The 21,745-nt window shown below is 37.1% G+C and carries 21 protein-coding genes and 1 riboswitch; of the genes, 3 read left to right on the plus strand and 18 right to left on the minus strand.

Going from position 1 to position 21,745, the window contains the following annotated elements:
- From OW492_RS12775 to OW492_RS12805, 7 genes are all read right to left on the minus strand, one after another.
- A complete protein-coding gene (locus OW492_RS12775; protein WP_290040483.1) occupies window positions 1-696 on the minus strand; it encodes an ABC transporter ATP-binding protein in 696 nt (231 codons plus the stop codon).
- Window positions 680-1,474 carry a cobalt ECF transporter T component CbiQ gene (gene cbiQ, locus OW492_RS12780; RefSeq protein WP_290040485.1) on the minus strand — a complete coding sequence of 265 codons (795 nt, stop codon included), beginning with the start codon at window positions 1,472-1,474 and terminating at the stop codon, window positions 680-682. Before cbiQ ends, OW492_RS12775 begins: the two co-directional genes overlap by 17 nt.
- Entirely contained in the window at window positions 1,474-2,073 is a 600-nt protein-coding gene (locus OW492_RS12785) for a hypothetical protein (protein WP_290040486.1), read from the minus strand. The genes cbiQ and OW492_RS12785 overlap by 1 nt, the downstream gene beginning before the upstream one ends.
- Window positions 2,073-2,681, minus strand: a complete 609-nt coding sequence (gene cbiM / locus OW492_RS12790) for a cobalt transporter CbiM (protein WP_290040487.1) — start codon at window positions 2,679-2,681, stop codon at window positions 2,073-2,075. Before cbiM ends, OW492_RS12785 begins: the two co-directional genes overlap by 1 nt.
- Window positions 2,682-2,744: 63 nt before the next feature.
- The gene (locus OW492_RS12795; RefSeq protein WP_290040489.1) at window positions 2,745-3,725 is read right to left on the minus strand and encodes a DUF4198 domain-containing protein; all 981 of its coding nucleotides are present in this window, start codon (window positions 3,723-3,725) and stop codon (window positions 2,745-2,747) included.
- Window positions 3,721-3,854: riboswitch (cobalamin riboswitch) on the minus strand. (Overlaps the previous gene by 5 nt.)
- Window positions 3,855-4,434: 580 nt before the next feature.
- A complete protein-coding gene (locus OW492_RS12800) occupies window positions 4,435-5,613 on the minus strand; it encodes a hypothetical protein (RefSeq protein ID WP_290040492.1) in 1,179 nt (392 codons plus the stop codon).
- Between the two features lie 396 nt (window positions 5,614-6,009).
- On the minus strand, window positions 6,010-6,831 hold the full coding sequence (locus OW492_RS12805; protein WP_290040493.1) for an AraC family transcriptional regulator: 822 nt from the start codon (window positions 6,829-6,831) through the stop codon (window positions 6,010-6,012).
- A 159-nt stretch (window positions 6,832-6,990) separates the two neighbouring features.
- Between OW492_RS12805 and OW492_RS12810 the strand changes: the two genes are divergently transcribed.
- Window positions 6,991-7,476 carry a YHS domain-containing (seleno)protein gene (locus OW492_RS12810; RefSeq protein WP_290040494.1) on the plus strand — a complete coding sequence of 162 codons (486 nt, stop codon included), beginning with the start codon at window positions 6,991-6,993 and terminating at the stop codon, window positions 7,474-7,476.
- Window positions 7,477-7,908: 432 nt separating this feature from the next.
- On the opposite strand, the gene OW492_RS12815 is transcribed toward OW492_RS12810, so the two are convergent.
- From OW492_RS12815 to OW492_RS12850, 8 genes are all read right to left on the minus strand, one after another.
- Window positions 7,909-8,379, minus strand: coding sequence for a nuclear transport factor 2 family protein (locus OW492_RS12815; RefSeq protein ID WP_290040496.1), 471 nt, complete (start codon window positions 8,377-8,379; stop codon window positions 7,909-7,911).
- A 251-nt stretch (window positions 8,380-8,630) separates the two neighbouring features.
- Window positions 8,631-9,449, minus strand: coding sequence for a MetQ/NlpA family lipoprotein (locus OW492_RS12820; RefSeq protein WP_290040497.1), 819 nt, complete (start codon window positions 9,447-9,449; stop codon window positions 8,631-8,633).
- Window positions 9,450-9,496: 47 nt separating this feature from the next.
- Window positions 9,497-10,183, minus strand: a complete 687-nt coding sequence (locus OW492_RS12825; protein WP_113819748.1) for a methionine ABC transporter permease — start codon at window positions 10,181-10,183, stop codon at window positions 9,497-9,499.
- Window positions 10,173-11,207, minus strand: a complete 1,035-nt coding sequence (metN, locus tag OW492_RS12830) for a methionine ABC transporter ATP-binding protein MetN (protein ID WP_290040500.1) — start codon at window positions 11,205-11,207, stop codon at window positions 10,173-10,175. Before metN ends, OW492_RS12825 begins: the two co-directional genes overlap by 11 nt.
- A 420-nt stretch (window positions 11,208-11,627) precedes the next feature.
- The gene (locus tag OW492_RS12835) at window positions 11,628-13,892 is read right to left on the minus strand and encodes a DUF1566 domain-containing protein (RefSeq protein ID WP_290040501.1); all 2,265 of its coding nucleotides are present in this window, start codon (window positions 13,890-13,892) and stop codon (window positions 11,628-11,630) included.
- 201 nt (window positions 13,893-14,093) lie between these two features.
- Complete coding sequence (locus tag OW492_RS12840; protein WP_290040502.1) at window positions 14,094-15,974, minus strand: methyl-accepting chemotaxis protein; 1,881 nt, start codon at window positions 15,972-15,974, stop codon at window positions 14,094-14,096.
- 246 nt (window positions 15,975-16,220) lie between these two features.
- A complete protein-coding gene (locus tag OW492_RS12845; RefSeq protein WP_290040504.1) occupies window positions 16,221-16,541 on the minus strand; it encodes a zinc-binding dehydrogenase in 321 nt (106 codons plus the stop codon).
- 31 nt (window positions 16,542-16,572) lie between these two features.
- The gene (locus OW492_RS12850) at window positions 16,573-16,800 is read right to left on the minus strand and encodes a hypothetical protein (RefSeq protein WP_290040505.1); all 228 of its coding nucleotides are present in this window, start codon (window positions 16,798-16,800) and stop codon (window positions 16,573-16,575) included.
- Between the two features lie 198 nt (window positions 16,801-16,998).
- Here OW492_RS12850 and OW492_RS12855 point away from each other — a divergent pair, with 198 nt between their 5' ends.
- Both OW492_RS12855 and OW492_RS12860 read left to right on the plus strand, forming a co-directional pair.
- On the plus strand, window positions 16,999-17,460 hold the full coding sequence (locus tag OW492_RS12855; RefSeq protein WP_290040506.1) for an Lrp/AsnC family transcriptional regulator: 462 nt from the start codon (window positions 16,999-17,001) through the stop codon (window positions 17,458-17,460).
- Window positions 17,461-17,794: 334 nt separating this feature from the next.
- Window positions 17,795-18,424, plus strand: coding sequence for a YitT family protein (locus OW492_RS12860; RefSeq protein ID WP_290040508.1), 630 nt, complete (start codon window positions 17,795-17,797; stop codon window positions 18,422-18,424).
- 80 nt (window positions 18,425-18,504) lie between these two features.
- Here the strand turns inward: OW492_RS12860 and OW492_RS12865 are convergent, their stop codons facing one another.
- The 3 genes from OW492_RS12865 to OW492_RS12875 all read right to left on the minus strand — a co-directional run bounded on the left by OW492_RS12865 (window position 18,505) and on the right by OW492_RS12875 (window position 21,577).
- A complete protein-coding gene (locus tag OW492_RS12865) occupies window positions 18,505-19,080 on the minus strand; it encodes a TRAP transporter small permease subunit (RefSeq protein WP_290040509.1) in 576 nt (191 codons plus the stop codon).
- On the minus strand, window positions 19,080-20,369 hold the full coding sequence (locus OW492_RS12870; protein ID WP_290040511.1) for a TRAP transporter large permease: 1,290 nt from the start codon (window positions 20,367-20,369) through the stop codon (window positions 19,080-19,082). The genes OW492_RS12865 and OW492_RS12870 overlap by 1 nt, the downstream gene beginning before the upstream one ends.
- 224 nt (window positions 20,370-20,593) lie before the next feature.
- Window positions 20,594-21,577, minus strand: a complete 984-nt coding sequence (locus OW492_RS12875) for a TRAP transporter substrate-binding protein (RefSeq protein WP_290040512.1) — start codon at window positions 21,575-21,577, stop codon at window positions 20,594-20,596.
- Between the last annotated feature and the right edge of the window lie 168 nt (window positions 21,578-21,745).

The following is a 21,745-nucleotide window of genomic DNA, read 5'->3' on the forward strand; positions in this document are numbered from 1 at the left end:
CTAGGCCACTGCTATTGTTTGTTTTGTTGCTTCACTATCGATTAGTGAACCTTCTTTTAAGGTTAATTGTCGCGTTGCTAATTGCTCAGAAAATAATTTGTCATGAGAGATAATAATCATTGCCTGGGGTAATGCCTTTAATACAGATAACAAGCGTGCTTTGGCTTTTTCATCGAGTGCGTTAGTTGGCTCATCTAAAATCAATACTTTCGGTTCCATTACCAACACACTGGCTAAGGTTATCATGCGTTTTTCACCACCTGATAGCTGATGAGTGATCCGTGATTCAAAACCTTGCATTCCAAGACTTGCTAATGTTTGCATCGATTTCTCAACGGCTTGTTGTTTAGTAAACCCTAAGTTTAATGGCCCAAACATCACATCTTCTAATACGGTAGGACAAAATAACTGATCATCGGGATCTTGAAATAATAAACCCGCTTTAGCACGTAATTGATTAAATTCTTTTTCAGTTTTACAAACTTGACCAAATCCTGATACTTGGCCTTTTTTCGCTTTTTTTAAACCAACGATAAGATGTAATAAGGTGGTTTTTCCAGCCCCATTATCACCATTAATTACTACTCTTTCACCTTCATATAACGAAAAATTAACTGCGTTTAACACACTGCCACGCCTTGGGTAAGCATAGTTAAGACCTTCTATCTTAATCAGGGGGTTATTTGAATAAGCCATCAATATTAAGCCCTATTAGCAGTATTAAAAAAGAGATAAACACGATACTAAAAATCCAATCAATTGAACGGATTTTCATTTCGTCGTTAAGATAATAACGCCCGCAAAAACCACGGCATTTCATGGCATCTGAGATACGTTCTGCACGTTCAACTGAACGAATTAATAGCATACCAAAAAGATAACCAATACTCTTCCAAGTATGTAAATTAGTGCGTAATACAAAAGCGCGAGCCTGCATAGCTCTTCGCATTTTTTTATATTCTTGGCTGATCACATCCAAATAACGCACCATGAATAACATTAAATGTACCAATTTATCGGGTACCTTAAGGTGTGCAAGTGCATGCCCTAAGGTTGATGCACTCATGGTAGCGACCAAAGAAAATAACACTAATAATACCGCATTTGCTTTCACCGTGATCAGTAAAGCATGAAGCAAACCCTGCCAACTTGCGGTTAAACCAAACACTGTAAACATTGCATCGCCTGGTGTGGTAAACGGTAAGATACAAATTAATGTCAACATAAATAAATCCATCGCTACCACTCGACGTAGGGTTCGTTTAATGTTCAGCTTGCTGGCTTTCACCAACAGAAAAGCACAGAACAACCCTAACAAAGTAGGGGCAAAAGAGTGACTCGATACCACCACTAATGCAAATAAAGCAGAGCAAACTACACGCACACGTGCATCAATATCATCAATCCAAGAGGCTTGATGTTTAAGGGCTTGTCCTGACCAAGATGTTAAGCTGTGCTCTAAGCTTTGTGACATTAAGATTTAACCTTTTGCTTACGCTCACGTAAAAAAGCAACTAACCCGAGCAGTCCAAAAATATAGCCAATGCCACCAAGAATATCACGCAACCCTGACTTCTCTTTTAACTCTTGTATTTCACGTCTTAAGGGCTTGAGCTGTTTAGCAATAGCTTTTTCTAGCATCAAATTAGTCACTTGTTGTGCATTGTTTGATGCTTGCTGATCAGGAGAATTAATAGAAGAATGTGCATCTACCCTCTCAAAGCTATCACTCGTTAAATCATCATTTGGGCTGTCAGGTAATTCTTCAGCGGGTAACTGCATTTTCAATATATGCCCAGCTCCCATATTAACTTCAAAATGATGAGTAATATGCTGTTTAGCAGTAAACACAAAAGCGCCTTCTTCATCTATTAAGACTTCGCCTAAAGCATGCCCTTGATCGTCAGTGACTTTCACCACTGTGCCCGGATTTGCCATAGCACCATTAGAAAAGCCTGCTTCGCCTTCGATTTCAAACCCTTCTGCGTAGACGCCGCCCATGACATTATGAGCAACTGCATGACAGGAGATAGATAAGCTTAAAACAGTAAGAAAAGAGATTAACCATTTCATTAATTTGAACCTTTACTTATAAACTCTGGTTTAACGGTATGGATGAGATAGACAGCAGCATAAGAAACAAACCCTTCAATCACCATAATTGGAATATGTGCAGGTACCACGGCTTTTGCCGCTAAAACAAAAGACTCACCAGATAATGCTAATGAAAATGCCACCATCAACGCGGTAATAAATATCGCGCCAGCACCACCAACAGCTCCCCATGTTGCCGCGACTTTAGGGCTCTCATGACGTACGCCTTTATAGCAAATGTAATAGATAAGCACTGCAGGAAGAGCGATATTAAGCGTGTTAACACCTAACACTAATAGCCCGCCAAAACCGAAGAAAATCACCTGTAACAATAGCGCAACTAATAAAGCAGGAAAGGCTACCCAGCCTAAAATAATACCTAATAAACCATTCATAATTAAATGCACACTAGAAAAGCCTAATGGTAGATGAATATAAGATGCAATAAAGAAAACAGAGGCGAGTACCCCAACCAAAGGTAAATGATCATAATCCATTTTTTTAAGGCCAATAAAGACGCCTATTGCGCTCAATACAGCTCCACTTATTAATACTGGTGAAGATAAGGCGCCATCAACTATATGCATAATTTACCTTTTTATATTTTAATAGGAAAAATACTCACTGATCTTCAATGAGTATTAATTTAGCTAGGGTAATTTAGTCGCTTCAACCCAGATAACCGCATCTTGTGATAGCGCTTTATCTTTATAGACTTTCTGCTCACCTACGTCTAATGCAGCAAATCCCCATTGCCCAGCCTTAGGTAATGCATAGTTAAAAGTGCCGTTGGCATCAGCATAAATGGTTTGTGTAATAAATACATCTGCCGCAGGTATCATCAATGGTGTTTTAGCAAAACGATTATTTTCCATTTCAGGAACATAATTAACAAACTCCACTTCAATTTCTGCAAAAGGGACTGCTTGCCCACGAGATTTAACCACACCAGTAAAAATGCCACCTTCGTAAATTGCATAAGGTTTGGTTAATGGAACAATTTCTGCAGCTAACCCAAAGTCCTTATTCCAATCCGTTGGCAGGCCGCCTACGTTGACAATGGTTTTAGTGATTTGCTGAATATAAAAGCCTTCTTCAGCTTCAAAATATGGCGATGGCTTAGAAATGAATACATAATCACCTAATCCACGTAACTTCACATCAGCTTGATAAGCATGCCCTTTATCAACAGCACTTTCCCACTCAATTTCAGAGAGGCTGTCTATCAGGTTAGTTTTTTTGCCTTTTTTAATCATGTAAAAAGCTTGAGGATGATCAACCTTCATCACATGACCACTTGCCGCAGGATGCGTAAAAGGCATTTTAAGGCTGATATTTCCACCCTTGGCACGGAGTAATTCTGGGGTATAGATCATTTGAAAGTGTGCACTGGCATAAGTTGGTAATATACAACCTATAGCTACAATTGCAGGGGCAAGAAAACGCTGTAAATTAATGGTTTGTGTTAGCTTTTTAAGCTGTGTAAAGTTTAGCAAAGGAAAATCTCCGTCTGAGTTAATAACAGGCGAAGTTGTGGAGGAGATGGCATTCTTAATCCCTAAAAATAACTTTAGATAAGATAAACCAGCCGGTGAAGCCCTCCGCAACACCACGGTACTTGCCTCATGCAAGTATCATCCAAAGGTTTGGTATCCGGGCTTAACAAACGTAATTTGCTCTACCGTTGCGGGGGCAGCCTTGGTATTTGACCAAGTTCCCAAACACATCATTCCTAGTTCATTCTAAGATGAGATGCATAGCTTTAAGACTATATCCTAAGGAGGCTGAACAATAGCGTGTAACCGGGTAAACAGTCAATATAAAGCCGTCGTTTCAGACGTTTTTTACAACACATTACATCTTTTCTTACCTATTATTCACTAACTTTAATGGTCAGCAATAAGCGGAAACTTTTACACTGTCAATTGATGCATTTCAACGGCCTGGATTAAACGGCTACATCAGTGGCTACTTTTACCAACAAAGCTTGGTGGTAGGAAAAAGCTCACTTGATTTTTTTAAAGCGATTATTAAAAACTTAAAGTTTCCGCCCCCATCATCACAATGGTCAGCGATACTGATGAAAAGGATATTAAACTAGCGTGCGAGCTTGAAATAAAAACTATTTGACTAACGGGTATCCATATAGACACACCAAATGGGAGTATACTGAACAGCACTACCTTACCGAGTTAATCGATATGACCTAGATTTATTTCAATCACAGTTCAATAAAACAACTTATGCAAGAAGCGGTTTATAATGCTATGGATATAAAAAAAGTAACGACGAAACCGTCGTTACTTTTTAGGGTATCTCACTTTAAATACTTCTTAACTTTTACAAAAATGTTTCTTGTGTTTCAGCTTCTGGTTCTAGTCCCATAAAGTATAAATAACCTTTGTCTACTTTTTCATTCAGCGAACTTTTAGGCTTTAACTTTATCACTGGTTTATGTAAGTCTTTATTAGGCGGTGTAGTAGACACATTAGGATAATCTGTTTTTACTGTTTGTTTTTTTGCTGCCGCTGATTTTTTGGCTTTATTTTTTTTATCTGTATTGGCAAAAGTATAAAAGAACTCGCCATTACCTTCGACAACTTCGACACTAGACTGACCTACAGAATTATACGAAGCTAAAATACCATGGCGACCTAACGCCACTTCCTGGGTAATCTCTTTACCACTACCGACTTTATTACCATCAATATACCAATCTACATCTACGTTACTTTTTAACGTTAATACTGCTGATTTAAGACCAAATTTTTCATTTAAGATAGATTCGATTTTATTGTTGTAAGCAGGTTTAAATGTCATGGCAGCACGGTAAGCTAACTCACCATCTAAATTCATGCTTGCATCTACAATTTTGTAAGAGAGTAATACACTACGCTCATTTAAGAAGTTGTCAGATTTCTTTGCATCTTTAACAATGAAGTTTTCATTTTCACTTAAACATTGATTGATAGATTGGTAAGTCGTACAACTTAATGTGCCACTCAAAGAAACATCTTTCACACTTTTAGGGTTTGCTAACTCTTCTGTTAAACGAGCTACTACTCTCTGTTTTAATGATGCTAATTCACTGTTTCTTTTAATGCGTGCATCTTTTAATTTTTTACCATCTTCAATGATGGATTGATGCTCTTCTTTTAAAGCTCGGCCTTTTTCTTCGTACTCTTTCTCTAATGCATCAATTTTTAAAACCAATGCTTCTAGATCTTTAAAGTACTGAGCAACATTATCCTTCGCCACAACTTTATCAGCTAACGCATTAATATTGTTCTGGTAGATGTTTTTGTTGTTTTCGATCTCTAAACTTAAGGCTCTATATTCAAATTCATTTTTGTTATAGCGGCCAAGTTTATTATTAGAGGATATTAAAAGACTATTAATATCGTATTGTTGATTTATATTTTCAATAGCGGAATCTTCAGATGCTGTGATCAGTTCTAAAGCAGATAGGTTAGTTGCAAATGACAACATCAAAGCAATTGTAAGCTTACAGTATCTCACTTTTTCTCCATTATAAATGAGCCGCTTGACCAAATAATATCGCCAAGGGGAGTTATGTTAAGTTTATTGTCCATATGAACTTTACTATGCTTTAAAAAAAGCTGTCAGTAATACCTGTTGTTTCCACGAGATAATACATGATATTTAGCTAAAACTATACTCAAACTAGGTCAATATGCAAAGTAGAATGTTTAAAAAAGCTATTGAAATCCTTCTATTTGCAGTAGTTATTAGTTAATAATTGAACTCACTGCTTAAGATTCTCTTATTTGTAATTAAAAATTGAATAAGTACACTGCTTATAAACATCATTCCAGCTTGAGATCCATCTCATATTCAAAAAATGACAGCACAATTAAACTTTTGTTAAACAACTGGATTTATCCGCCCTTACCTTTACTGCTTTGAAACGAGCCATTCTTTAGGTGAAAGCCCTAATTTTTTCCTAAATACACGCGCCAAAGCAGAGCCATTTTCATAACCAACAGCATTCGCTACTAACGCAACTGACTTATTCTGTTTTAATAACGTTTTAGCAATAATAATTCGCCAATCAAGTAGATAGTCGCCAGGGCTTTGCCCTACTACCTGTTTGAATAACTCAGCAAACTTAGATCGAGACATTAAGGCAATATCAGCCATTTCTTGTAATCCCCATGAATATTCAGGAGTAGATTGAATAGCTAATAATACTTTTGATAATTGTGGGTGAGCAAGCCCTGCTAATAAGCCATGTTTCATCATTTTATTATTCAATACAAAACGTAATATATGAATAATAAAGATATCGGTTAAAGCGTTGAGCATTGGCAATCGACCACATTTATCTTGAAATGCTTCATCAAATAACCACTGAGCAGTTTGCTTGATATTAGGGCACTCATTAAAATTAAAGTGTAAGAGAGCAGGTAATGCATTTGCAATGGGATTGGAGTGCGTTTGGTCATAAATAACGTTGGCACAAACTAATTCTGGTGGGTTTTCAACACTGCCAATAATCTGATGACGATATGGTAGAGCAACAAAAATAACTGTCGGTTGATTAAACAATAATGCTTTCCCTTGCTCATCTATAAAAGTTAATTCTCCACTCCGTAATAAATGTAAGTGCCCTTGATTGGGCAGTTTATCTAAATAGCTAACACCACATAAATTACCAGTAAAAAACACCTCAGTATTCATTGTAAAACGCTGCAAGATATTTGAAAGCTGATCCATTTCAGTTCTCTTTATTATTTCTGGACGATTGGGTTCAATATAAAGACTATCTCATCCCTTTCATAGAGTAAAAAGTCATATATTACTTATCAAGCCAAGGGTGAGTCCTGACTTTAATTAATACATAACTACTATCTAACTCGTTACAAGGAAAAAACTATGTCACTTTCATCAATAATTAAATCAACATTAGTGAGTACTGCACTATTAGCAAGTAGCCTTAGCTTCGCTGCTAACATCGAAGTGAACGCAAACCAAAATGACCTAGCAATTAAGGGTTATGATACGGTTTCATATTTCACTAAAGGTAAGCCTACAAAGGGTTCGGATAAATACACAGCAGCTTATAATGGCGCGATTTATCATTTCGCTAGCGCTAAAAATCGAGACTTATTTAGATCTGATCCAGCAAAATATGCACCACAATACGGCGGTTTTTGTGCTTATGGTGTTGCGGTTAATCAAAAATTTGATGTAGAGCCAACGGCTTGGTACATCGAGGATAATAAGCTTTATTTAAACCTAAATAAAAATGTACAAAAAGAGTGGTTAAAAGATGTGCCAGGCAATATTGAAACCGCGCAAGTAAACTGGACCGGCATTAAAGGGTTAACTGAGAAACAAATTGCAGCGTTAAACAATTAGTTATTGAAAAATCAATTAAATAAAAGGGCTAATACAATATAGTTAGTATTATATCAGCCCTATTTTGTTGATCACTTATAGAGTCATCAAGTTGAATCAAAAATGATCAACATAATTTCTCTTGATAGTAAAAATAACGGCTGCGCTTAATAGATGGACTCAATCATTTACAAAGACAAGGTGATTATTCTTACCAACAAAAGTATCAACAATAAAGACCTTCCTACGTCTGAATAAATTTCACTAAGAGCAAACTATACTCAATAAATATTCTAAATATTGTGTAGGAGCAATGGCTTGGTTTAAGGCATAAGTTTCGTAAATGATTGTTCCCTTTACGAAACTTACAAGGAGGAGATAGTTTTTTTAACAAGGGAAATGGTTCACTTAATGAGCGTAATACACGTTATCAAATGTAGGAAAATAAGGCATCTATAAGCCTAACTCGGATAAACCAGGGAAATCATCTGGGCGCTTTGCCCCTTCCCAAGTAAACAAACGATCGTGCTCATTAATGGGTAAATCATTAATACAAGCAAAGCGTTTTTGCATCAAACCTAACTCATCAAACTGCCAATTCTCATTGCCATAAGCTCGAAACCACTGATTATCTTTATTACGATATTCATAAGCAAAACGAACTGCAATACGATTACCACTGAATGCCCACAACTCTTTAATTAACTTATAATCTAATTCGTTTTCCCACTTGGTTGTTAAAAAGTCGACAATTTCAGCGCGGCCATTAATAAATTGTGAGCGGTTTCTCCACTGACTATCTTGGCTATAAGCATGTGAAACGGCTTCGGGGTCTTTATTGTTCCACCCATTCTCTGCGGCTCTGACTTTTAGAGTAGCACTTGCAACATTAAAAGGGGGTAAAGGTGGACGTGCGATTTTCATTGTTAATCTCCAATAAATTAAAAATAACCAATAGGCATATATTTCTGATAAGTATTAAGATTTAAACAATAGAATAACGGCTTTTTTATCTTTTTCCTATGTTGGAAATAGCATTTAGTCGGACATGATTTACAGAACAAATATGAACAGTTTTTAACTCAGCCATTAATCAGTCAAAATGAAGGTATAAAAAAAGGTATTAAGCAACGCTTAATACCTTTTTAATCAATCTACCGTTATTAAAAGTCGGATTACCAACCTTTAACGGCACCGCCTTTGAATATTTCTAAAGCAGCTTGGTACACTTCATCTGATTGATATGCTTTCACAAAGTTTTGCACGTTTTCAGCATTTACATTATCTTCACGCGCAACAATTAAGTTAACGTATGGAGACTCTTTATTTTCAACAAATAAACCATCATGCTCTGGTGATAGATCAATTGAACTTGCGTAGGTTGTATTAATGATTGCTAATGCAACATCATCTAAAGAACGTGGAAGTTGTGCTGCTTCTAGTTCAACAATTTTTAGGTTCTTTTCACTGCTAACAATATCTAATACTGTTGCTTTCAGGCCAGCACCTTCTTTCAGTGTTAGTAAGCCTTGCTTCTCTAATAAAATTAAAGAACGCCCTAAGTTAGTTGGGTCACTTGGTACAGCAATTTGGTCACCGTCTTTTAATTCATCTAATGATTTAATTTTGCTTGAATAACCAGCGATTGGATAAACTAATGTGTTACCTGCAACAGAAAATTTGTAACCACGATCAGCAACCTGTTGATCCAAGTAAGGTTTGTGTTGGAATGCATTTGCATCGATTGAACCTTCATCTAATGCAGCATTAGGTGTAATGTAATCAGAAAAAGTGACTAATGATACATCTAGGTTATATTTCTCTTTCGCTACTTTAGCAGCAATCTCTGCTACTTGTGCTTCAGCACCAGCGATTACACCAATTTTTACTTTATTGTTATCAACTGCCGGTGCTTCTTTTTCACCACAACCAGCTAGCGCAAATACAGACGCAAAACCTAATACAGCGATTACTTTTTTGATATTAACATTCATACATTTTCCTTTGAGATGTTGCTTTAATAAAATTTAAAATGAAACGATTAACGGTGGTCTACACGCTTAACAAGATAATCACCTAGAGACTGAATCAGTTGTACTAGGATCACCAGAATAACGATAGTAATCATCATCACAGTGGCATCAAAACGTTGGTAGCCATAACGAATACCAACATCACCAAGACCACCACCACCAACGGTCCCTGCCATCGCTGAGTAACCTACTAAAGTCACTAATGTAATGGTTGCCGCATTGATAATGCCGGGTAATGCCTCTGGTAATAATACTTTCTTAATGATTTGTAGTGGCTTAGCTCCCATCGCTTGTGCGGCTTCAACTAATCCTGCTGGAACCTCTAATAACGCACCTTCAACAAGACGTGCGATAAATGGAATCGCACCAATGGTTAGAGGCACAATTGCAGCTGCAGTCCCAATTGACGAGCCAACAATAAAGCGAGTCACTGGAATTAAAGCAACCAGCAAAATAATAAATGGGATTGAACGGCCGATATTCACCACAACACCTAATATTTTGTTCAAGCTAGTGCTTTCTAATAAACCATTCTTTTTACTTAGATGTAATAACACACCCAGAGGAATACCGACCACAAAACCGATAAAACCAGACGTAAACACCATGATTAATGTTTCCCACAATGAACTAACTAATAGCTCAATTAGGCGTGTGTTTTCAGCCCACCAAGTAACCACTGCATTAAATGACATAGCCAAGCACCTCTAGTTCAATTTTTTGTTGTTTTAAATACTCAATGGCTTTTTCTGCACATTCATCTGGGCCAATAAATTCAGCTAACATCAAGCCAAACTTAACACCACCTACATAATCCATATTAGAACTTAAGATACTGATATCAATATTAAATTCACGAGCTACATGACTAATTACTGGCGCATCAACAGAGGCACCTGTGAACTCTAAACGAATTAAAGGGTAACTGTTTTCAACACGTGTACTGTGCAGACGCTCTTGGTAATCAGCTGGGATTGATAAGTCTAATGTTGAGCGAATAAACTCACGCGCTAGCTCTGTTTTAGGGTGAGCAAAAATGTCTCCCACCAACCCATTCTCAACTAACTTCCCTCCACCGATAATAGCCACTTCCTGACAAATACCTTTTACTACTGCCATTTCATGGGTAATTAAAAGAATAGTCAGATTCAACTCTTTATTAATCTTACGAAGTAACTCTAAGATAGAGATAGTCGTCGCAGGATCTAATGCACTAGTTGCTTCATCACATAATAATACTTTAGGATCTGACGCTAATGCCCGCGCAATTGCCACACGCTGTTTTTGTCCACCACTCAAATTTGCTGGGTAAACATCGCGCTTTTCAGCTAAGCCAACTAACGCTAATAGCTCTTCAACTTTACTTTTAATCTCGCTTTTACTAACGCCAGCAAGCTCTAAAGGTAAGGCGACATTATTAAAAACCGTGCGTGATGATAATAGGTTAAAGTGTTGGAAGATCATTCCAATTTTACGACGAGTATTAGTTAACTCTTGATCTGATAATTTGGTTAAGTCGACACCGTCGAGTAACACTTCACCAGAGCTTGGGCGTTCTAATAAGTTAACACAACGTATTAATGTACTTTTGCCCGCGCCAGATGAACCGATCACACCAAAAATACTACCTTGTTCTATGGTTAGGTTAATATCGGAAAGCGCGTTAATCGCCTTATCTCCCTGATAAAATACCTTGTTTACATCTTTTATTTCTATCATCAGATTTCCTGAAATTTAAATACTGGTTACATATTAGGCATCATAGAAAATCTGTGAGCTAAGTTGTAATAATGGATGCATACTAAGCCATCTAGACGTCTAAATCAATTAATTAAAATAAACAAATTTGATTTACATTAATTGATAGAGCAAAAAACTTAGTTTGATGATTTTCACTAGGCAAAAAAAACATCACTCTAAGGTGATGCTTTAAAAGTAAGGTTAAAAAGTCGTTATTTTTTAAAGGGACTAAAATCTTGAACCTCTGAGACTGCTTGGCTAGTTACAGAGTTTGTCCACCGTTCGTCCAGTTAATTTGGACACTCACTAATGGTAATAACATAAAAAATAGGCATTAAGAACAAATTATATCTTTAAACCTTTATGAATAGAGTTATTGAATATTATCAAGGCTTTCTGTTATTTTTTAGCAGGTCCGGTTGGCGCTTCTTGAACACTGATATAACCATCTTTATTAGTGTCTAAATAATTAAACTGAGTTCGATTGCCATGGAACTCATCGCTAGACACTCTATTGTCGCCATTTTTATCTAAGCGTTTAATGAAGCGATTATGTTGAGATGATTGCTTCTGTTGCCCATGGGTTTCGTTATCACTTTTAGTAAAAGCTAGGTGAGTCTTTGTATCTGTAGTTTGCTCGGTATCCTTCACGCCTCCTCGCACGCTTCGGACATAGTTATAAACTCTGATCATATCCCCCTGCGGACCTCTAGACATTGCCTTACCAGTCTTAGGGTCGCTACGCTGCGCGCCAGCACCATGTACGTCCATCACCGTACCACGCATTTCACCTAACGCTTTACCAAAGGCAATATAAGCAGCACTACTCTCCGGTATAGGGCCATCTAAGTGAGTCGTTGAACTCCAAAAGTAAGGGTAATCTTTATGACCACTTTCATCTTTTATAGTTGTCGTTTCAAAGATTGGATCAATTGCAGCAGAGTCAGTCGTTTCTGGTGAGCGAGTATAATCGACAATACTTTGTAACTCCTTCACATTAGGTAGTCTCCAATCATCATGCCCCCCTAACTGAAGTTGGGCTGAATAATCTAACGCTTGCTGCCAGTTCATTGCTTGTTGACTATCCTGCTTTTGCCAAGTTAATCCAGTTGCATGATCGGTGACAGTACCATCACCATTGTCCGTAAAATTATTTTTACCGTAAGCAACATTCCCTCTCACAAATCTAAAGTACATTTTATTTGCTTGATGGGTACGTGGATTATATTTGGGATACCCTTTGATTCTTCCATCGACAAAATTAACACCAAAAATGGTTTCATCATTATTCATGGTTTTGGCTACATACTCAGTGCTACTCCAAACTTGCGCGTCAATTTCACGCTCACCTAAGTTTGTATCTCCTAAGGGTTGCTTAAAGTAATTTGTGTCGATAAAAGGCGTGATAGCTTTTTGCCCTTTTACAGAGCCAGTGAATTGAATTAAGGAATACAACTCTTTGATGTTAGCAATACGCCAATCAGAATAACCGCCTAATCTAAACTGCTTCACTTTTTGTAAGGCTTCTTGATAGGTTAATTTTTCGGTCAGCCCCTGTTGCCATTGCAATCCAGTGATATTGTCTTGAATTGTGCCATCATGATTATCGGTATAGGAAGGCTGATTAATCACATATTGCCCATCTTGACCAAAAAAGGCTTCTTCCACAGTAGGCTCTTTAATCACTTTTTTATCACTGTAAAATGCGACTTGGCCAGTATCAACCACAGGATAAGTGAGATTGTTTGAGACTGTTTTATTTACTTGATTCACTACCATCAAATCCTCACCAAAAATAACTGGCCCTTGATAGTTTTTTCGGATCTGCTTTAGGCTTTCTTTAGTATCAACCTCTCCCTTAAGAAAGTGTGTATAAACGAGTTGTTTAACGCCAGCTTGGGAAGCTAACAAACTAGAATCATTTAAGTCTAAATGCGCACGTTTAGTGGCTTGTTTATGCTTACTTGGATTAGTTTTTTGTTTTTTAGGTTGCATATTTGACATCACCATGCCGCCAGAGTCGATAATCATATAATCGGCATTTTTCGCAAACTTTGGTAATGCTTTTGAATAGGTTAAATCTCCAGTGACCACTATAGATTGTCGGTCATAATCAAAACGATACGCAAGGGTCGCAATAGTATGTGGCACTGCGAGTGTAGACACATTAATCGCACCAATTTTAAACTGCTCTCCACCTTTTAACTCACTAAGGTGAATTGCTTTTTTACGCTGATCAAAGTTTCTATTGGTTCTCCCTAGACGATAACTAATATCTTCTTGATAAAGGTTTAAGTTCGCTTCTGTAAAGTGTGTTGTATTCTCTGGTCCTACGATATCAAAGTCATGATTAGACATTAATAGACCAATCAATAAAGGAGCAAACTCTTCATTATGATCTAAATGATGATGGGTTAATAATAAGCTTGATAAGCTAGCAATCGGTACACCTAGTTTATGCAGATTAGCTTGTGTTCCATTACCCATATCCACCAGAATGTTAGTTTCACCATTACTAATAAGCACACTTGCACTCGCTCTTTTCTCATTATAAATAGGTGAACCAGACCCAATAATGGTAGCTGTTAAGGTTTGTGACGCTTGTGTAGGGAAGGCCAGAAGAGCACTTAAGATTAGGCAGTTGCTCAGTATTATTTTTATCATATTGGTCACCCACTTTGGTTAAAAAAAGGCCAATATAAAATAACAATGTGCAAGAATAATGAAGAATTTATAATAATACCTATCACATTCATTAATGTGACAAGTATAACAGAAAAGCTTTTAAGTGAAGGTGTTAGCAGCCACTCCCTTAAAATAAATTAAGAATGTGGCCGCTTAATATGACCAGTTATAGGTGAAAAATTAAACTTTAAATTTATTGAGTTGCTCAGATTGTGCTTGCACCTGTTTATGCATTAGGCTTGCTTGTTTTGCTTGCTCGTGTGCACCTTCAGCAACATCTTGACTGATATCACGAATGTTAGTGGTATTTCGATTTATCTCTTCAGCTGTCGCAGACTGCTCTTCTGCAGCGGAAGCTATCTGGATATTCATATCCGTAATTTCAACGATCGCATTGCGAATAACTTCTAATGACTCATTAGCTTTAGCCGCTTCTTTTGAGGTCATCGTTGCCGCCTCTCTGCTCTCTTTAATTTTACTTTCGGCTTTATGAACACCTGTTTGTAGTTGCTCAATCGTTGATTTTATTTCACTGGTTGATTCCTGCGTACGTGATGCTAAAGAGCGTACTTCATCGGCCACAACAGCAAACCCTCGTCCAGACTCCCCGGCTCTTGCGGCTTCAATGGCTGCATTTAATGCTAACAAGTTAGTTTGATCGGCAATTTCAGTAATCACAGATAAAATAGACTCGATGTTATTACTAAAGTGCGTCAACTCAACCACAGATTCAACTGCTATTTCCAGGTGTTGTGCAAGCTCATTAATTGATTCGGTTGTATTAGAGACCACCATCACACCATTTTGTGTTTCTTGATCTGCGGCACTTGCAGATTGCGCAGCTACTTGTGCATTATTTGCTACTTCAGTGGAACTAGAAGCCATCTCATTCATTGCAGTGGCAAGTTGGTCTAACTCGGAAAGTTGTAATTGTAGTTCACGTGATGCTTTACCCGACTTTTCTGTCACCACATTAGCACTGGTTCCAGTGTCTTCAGCTAATGCTTTTACATTAATAATAATACCCTGCAGATTATCTACAAATTGGTTAAATTGTCTTGCTACTTCGGAAAATTCATCACGTGAAATGATCGGTAAGCGTTTACTTAAATCACCATTACCACTATTAATATCCAATAATGATTGAGTTAATAAAGCAATCGGTTTCAAAATAAACTTCATTGCATAGCTGAATACTAGAATACCAATGACTAAACTAATTAATGCACCAATAAATGAGCTAACACCAATATGATCTGCTTCAGCCATGACGATATCAGCATCAACAACTACGCCTATATACCAGTCTACTCCACGTAGCCCGGTTAAAGGTGTAAAACTAACCCAGGTTGATTTACCATTTACTTCCACTTCTTGAATATCTTTAGTAAATGACAAGGATTGCCCAGCAAACAGTTCACTATAATTATGACCATTATTATCTTCATTAGGGTGACTGATGATATTACCGTTTTTAGCCATTAAGAAAGCATAACCAGCATGATTAAAGTTTAAAGTATTAAGCGATTCAGAGACTGTTTTTAAACTTAAATCCCCACCAAATGCCCCTTTAAATTGGCCTTTATCTGTAATTTTTGCCACCACAGAAATTAAAATATCGTTAGTTGTAAAGTCCACATAGGGTTCAGTTAATACCGCTTTATTAGTGCTTTTTGCTAAGCTATACCATGGGCGACTTCTCGCATCCCAACCATCAGGGTCCCATGAAGCATCATTGCTAATTGGATGACCATTTGTGTCTAAACCACCAAAAACTAATAAAAAGCTGTCTTTTAATACCTTTACATCAAACGTATCTTGAATACGTTTATCACTAAAATCTCCATCTATAACCTGTGCAACACTATCAATTAATTCCAACTTTCCCGTTAACCAGTTGGTAATTTGTTGTGATAGTGCATCGCTAGATTCTTTAATGGCACTAGTTGATTGTCTCTGAATTGTACTTTTTACACTCTGATACTGAACCCAAGAGAGAATAGTTATAGTTAGTGCTAACACTATTGATGATACAAGTATGACTTTCCCTGATACTTTCATATAAGACCTTTAATTAATTATAAATAGATAAATAACTGAATAATCATTATTTATGTCTCTTTTTAATGAGACATAAATATATCGACCAAATGATAATTAACTTAACTATTATTTATCATTTTTATAATGTTTAGTGTCTGGGTCGCAGGGGGAATTAATAAAGATAATGCATAATAAAGGAGGTATTACTTGCTGTTAGCTAAAAGCACTAACCCTGCTAATAATACCTTTTTATGAAATAAAATTTTAAGGTTGTTCAATCTCTAGGATGATTTTACCTACATGCTGTTTTGTTAGAAAAACCTCCTGCGCAGTTGCGATAGATTGCATTGGAAATGTTTGTGAAATAACCGGTTTAATTTTGCCTTGCTCAATACAATTTACTAAATTTTGAAAAATCTCTGGCTCAAGCACGGTACAACCAAAAAAGCTTAAATCTTTTAGATAAAGTGTACGCACATCTAACTCCACCAGCGGCCCACCAATTGCACCAGAAACAGCATAACGCCGCTTTGCTTTTAATAGTGTCAAAAATTGTGGCCACATTTTACCAGCAACTAAATCCACTACAACATCAACACTATTCCCCCCAATGCTTCTACCATATCAGCATCTCTTGATAATACTGGTCTGCACCTATATCTAATAGTTGTTGGTTTTTACTTGGACTAGTAATAGCAATAACATAAGCACCACGTGCTTTAGCTAATTGCACGGCTGCGGAACCTACACCACCTGATGCGCCTGAGATTAACACACAATCTTGCTGGTTGACTTGGGCACGTGTCAGCATGTTTTCAGCTGTAAAATAAATAGCCCTTTTCATATGGGTCCGATACTTAGCCCTACTGCCTCTATTATAGAAAACAGCTTTGATAATGAAGCTATTGGAAAGTTTAAAAATAACCCCCTGAAATCACCATTTTAATGATGCAGTAAACTATTCTTAGGTTATGAATTAGAAAGCCAGTTGATATTTTCTTTGCTAGACTCTGTGCTCTTAACTTTAATAAAAGGTGCTGTAATGTCCAATATTGATGAATATGATGTAAAAATATTAACCTTGTTACAGGAAAATGGACGTCTCACTAATCAAGAACTGAGTGAGTTAGTTGGTTTATCTCCATCACAATGTTCACGTCGTCGTATCAGTCTGGAGCAACAACAACTTATTTTGGGCTACCACGCTCGCCTCGCACCAAAAGCATTAAAACAAGAGATGCAGGCAATGGTAGAAGTTAAACTCATTAACCATGAAAATGAAAATGCACAAGACTTTCACCAATTTATTGTGAATGAACCGAGTATAATCGATGCCTATAAAACCACTGGTGATGCAGACTATTCACTTAAAATGGTAGTTTCCGATCTAGACAGTTTGAATGCGTTACTTTCACGAGTATTCCAAACCAAACTCATTTCACATATCAAAACGTCTCTCGTACTTGAACGAATCAAAGAAAGTGGCATTAAAACGGTAAACTGAAATAACAATACAATGAGGTGGAGGGCTTTATATAATATCAACCAAAATAGAAAAGCCTGTAAATCTCCGTTCAACTTTAGAACAGAAAAAATGGATTTCATTACCACCTTAGACCGCTAAGTAACACAACTAATCTTTAAACCTTTTTCTTCTAACTCTCACGAAAATAGCAATGACATAGCAGATAAAAGTGACATCTCAAACGTGCACCAAAATAGACAAAAACGCACCAAAAATGCACAACAAAAACAAAATAAAACAACTTATTGCACAATATAATCACCATGATATAAAGCATGCACGACTAATGCAAAATACAATAGGACTGCAAAGGATGTCAGATACTGGACTAGTAGATAACATACAGAAAATAACAACTGGGCATCGTTGGTTTGAAGATGCGATGGCTATATTAATTGGAACTAGTTTGGTCTCATTTGGTGTTTTATTTCTAAAACATGCAGGATTACTCACAGGCGGAACAGCAGGACTATCACTATTAATTCATTACAAACTTGATCTCAATTTTGGTGTTATTTTCTTTTTCATTAATCTCCCTTTTTATTATTTAGCGCTACATCGTATGGGGAGAATGTTTACCCTAAAAACCTTTATTGCAGTGCTACTAGTTTCTATATTCAGCTCCTTACACGACCAATTCATTAGCATTGAAGCACTTAACCCTATTTATGCTGCTATTTTTGGCGGCTTTATTTTTGGTGTAGGTTTTATCGTATTATTTCGCCACAAAGCCAGTTTAGGTGGTTTTAATATTCTCGCGCTGTATTTACAAGATAAGTTTGCAGTCAAAGCTGGCTGGCTATTGATGGGAGCAGACCTGACAATCATGTTAATTTCTTTATCTATTGTCTCGCTATATCAATTAGTTTTGTCTATTTTCTGCGGTATTGTACTTAACTTAATCATTGCACTTAATCATCGTAAAGACAGGTATACAGTATAATAAAGGCAACCAAACTGATTGAATTGATCAGTTTGGTTGTATTTTGATAGTCATATCTAGAAAAATAAATGGTTTGGTTTTTATTGCTGTACTGGGTGATCTCCGTGCAACAAACGTTTAGCCGCAATAACTACATCAACGATTGAGTAGATCAACATGATCATCGAAGAGATCGGGACACAGGAGTAGAGGATCCATTGCTTAATTTGGAAGGCAGTGGTCACTTGATTTGTTCTTAAAGTTAACTTAAGCGAATACCAAAATAAGATAGCCATAAAAGTCGCAGAAATAAGTAATATCAGTAACTTATATAAATTTTGTAAGTGTATACTATTAATACGCGGCGTTATCCAGTCCCCTACTGAAAAGTGTAACTTGGCACACCACAAAGCTGCCGCACCATAAAAAACCAGTGCAGCAAAACTCAATTCAATAATCTCATCAAACCAATAAAAAGAGTTAATAGTGATTACACTCTGAATAAAGTTGGCAGTTCCCTCCCAGCCATTCACTAGCAAAAATTGAATTAAGTCGTTAATTAAACGTAACGAAATATTCGCAATCAATAAAAGAGCGAGAATTGAAAACATAGTAATAGCAATATAGCGTAGTATTCTTTGCACCCAAATATCAATGCTTTGCAATAATCCCACCATCACATTTCCCCCATAATAAGATTAGGTAAAAACAAAGAAATACTCGGCACAAATGCAATTAACACAGTGATAAGAAATATCATCAATAAATATGGCCATACCCTTTTAGCTAAGGCAGGCATGCCGACTTTTGCAAAGCTATCAACGGCAAATAAACACATGCCTACTGGCGGTGTTAAGTTACCAATCATAATCAATAACACCATCACGACACCGAAGTTAACCAAGTCAATGTCAAACATGGTGGCAATCGGCATAAACAGCGGTAAGGTAATTAAAAAGATAGCATTACCCTCTAAAAATAACCCCATAGTGAGCACTATGCCTATCACAATCCACATCACTATCGATTGTGTTGCTCCAAATCCGACTAAGGTTTCAATGACGCTATCTGGAATTTTTTGATGGATAATCAACCATCCAAAAAAGTTAGCCGAGGCGATAATAAATAACAAACTAACTGATTGAGTAATGGATTTATAAATTATGCCCGGTAATGCTTTTAGCTTTAAATCTCTGTAATAGAAACCCAATAATGCTGCGTATACACAAACGACTACGGATGCTTCAGTGGGTGTAAAAAAGCCACTCATAATGCCGCCAACAATAATAACCGGTGCCATCAATGGCCAAAAAGCACCATTAAACGATGATAAACGATCTCTGAATGTGGCTTTAGTATCTGCACAGGGATAGTTTTTACGTTTTGCTAAGATACTTAACGCAACTATCATTCCTAACGCCATCAACACACCAGGTATAAAACCAGCTAAGAATAAGCGAGCCACTGACACACTGGTAATTGAACCGTATAAAACGAAGGGAATGCTAGGCGGTATAACAGGACCAATAACAGAGGAAGCAGCGACAAGTGTTGCCGAGTCTGCAGGCTCATAACCTTGGTCAACCATAGCTTTATGCTCTATTTGCCCTAAGCCAGCTGCATCAGCTACAGCAGAGCCCGACATGCCAGAGAAAATGACACTCGCCACAATATTAACTTGGCCAATACCGCCAGATATGTGGCCAACCATGGTTTGTGCAAACCGGAAAATACGATCGGTAATGCCTCCTGTATTCATTAAATTGCCAGCTAAAATAAAAAATGGGATGGCTAATAATGTAAAGCCCGTTGTGCCGTAATACATGCGATGAGGTAACATAGCTAATAGCCGCGCATCGCCAAGGCCAACAAAAAAAATGACCGATGTTAACCCAATGGCCACCACCACAGGAACATTAATCAGCAGTAGGAAAATTAAAAGCCCGAATATCGCTAAGGTCAACATACAAGGTTACCTGTTCGTCATATCTAATGCATTTAAAACAACTATAATTCAGCCAACACTCACTAAATATGACTGGTATTAATGAAGCTAGCCAAATTTGTTATAGATCTTTTAATGAGAGATTGATTTCAAACTATAAACTGCTTCTGGATGCATTAGTAAAATTGAAATATTTCGCCTTTATTCAAGACGAAATAAATAGGGTTTAGCATTTACAATGTTGATTATTTAAGAGACTCAGTCATCTCAATCCATTTATCAAAATTAGCGGCACCTACTTTCTTTTTAATTTGTTCATAGGCTGGCCCCATCATTGCTTGGAAAGGTGCAAGATCAGGCTCATCAATTACAATACCTTTAGCGCGCATATCTGCGATTTGTTTTAATTCTTCCTCTCTCATTAACTTACGCATTAATAAACGGGCTGAATCAGACTCCTCACTGATAATCTTACGTTGCTCATCATTTAAGCGATCCCAAGCATCTTTAGAAACAACATGAACCATTGAGCTATAAAGGTAATTAAGAATTGAAATATATTTCTGAGATTCATACAGTTTTAAACTATAAATAACCCCAATTGGATTCTCCTGACCATCAACCACACCTTGGCGCATCGCCATCACCAACTCACTGAATGAAATAGTTTGCACATTTGCTCCTATCGCCTGCATTGCAGCTTGATAAGTCATAGCAGGAGGTGTTCGAATCTTTAACCCTTTGACATCTGCAGGGGATAAAATAGGACGCACTGAGTTAGTCAATTGACGAAATCCCCAATCCCAACTGGATAAATAAACCAAGCCAATTTTATCTAACTCAGGTGTAGCCCACTCTTTAAAAGGGCCATCTAGAACTCTATCCGCATGCTCAGCATTAGTTAATGAAAAAGGAATACTCACGGTATCAAATAATGGAACATGTTTTGCCAATTGATCCTGTCCTGATAGACTCATATCAACAACCCCCATTATCACTTGTTCTAGCACTTCTGGCGGGCTACCCAAAGCATTATTAGGGTAAATTTCAACTTCAACTTCGCCATTTGTACGAGCCTCAACCTGCTTTGCAAATTGCATCGCTGCTATGTGTGAAGGATGGTTTTCAGCACCAAAGTGACCAAGCTTAAATTCGACTGCAGCATACGCAGAGGATGCCCACGCTAAGCACAATGCTGAAGCCAAGCTCTTTTTAAAATTAAAACCCATAATTAACTCCTAATATAATCAGTTATCTTTCTTTATCTGAATGTTTATATTGTTAAAACACTCTCCACACAGTCCTCTTTCTTTTGCAGAAGTAGCACTTTGTATTTCTCAGTTACCGCTTATTCAGTAAAACTGAGTAAAAACGATATGTATCAATGAACACCAATA

Origin of the sequence: Psychromonas sp. 14N.309.X.WAT.B.A12, assembly GCF_030397575.1 — a bacterium.
Taxonomy (GTDB): domain Bacteria; phylum Pseudomonadota; class Gammaproteobacteria; order Enterobacterales; family Psychromonadaceae; genus Psychromonas.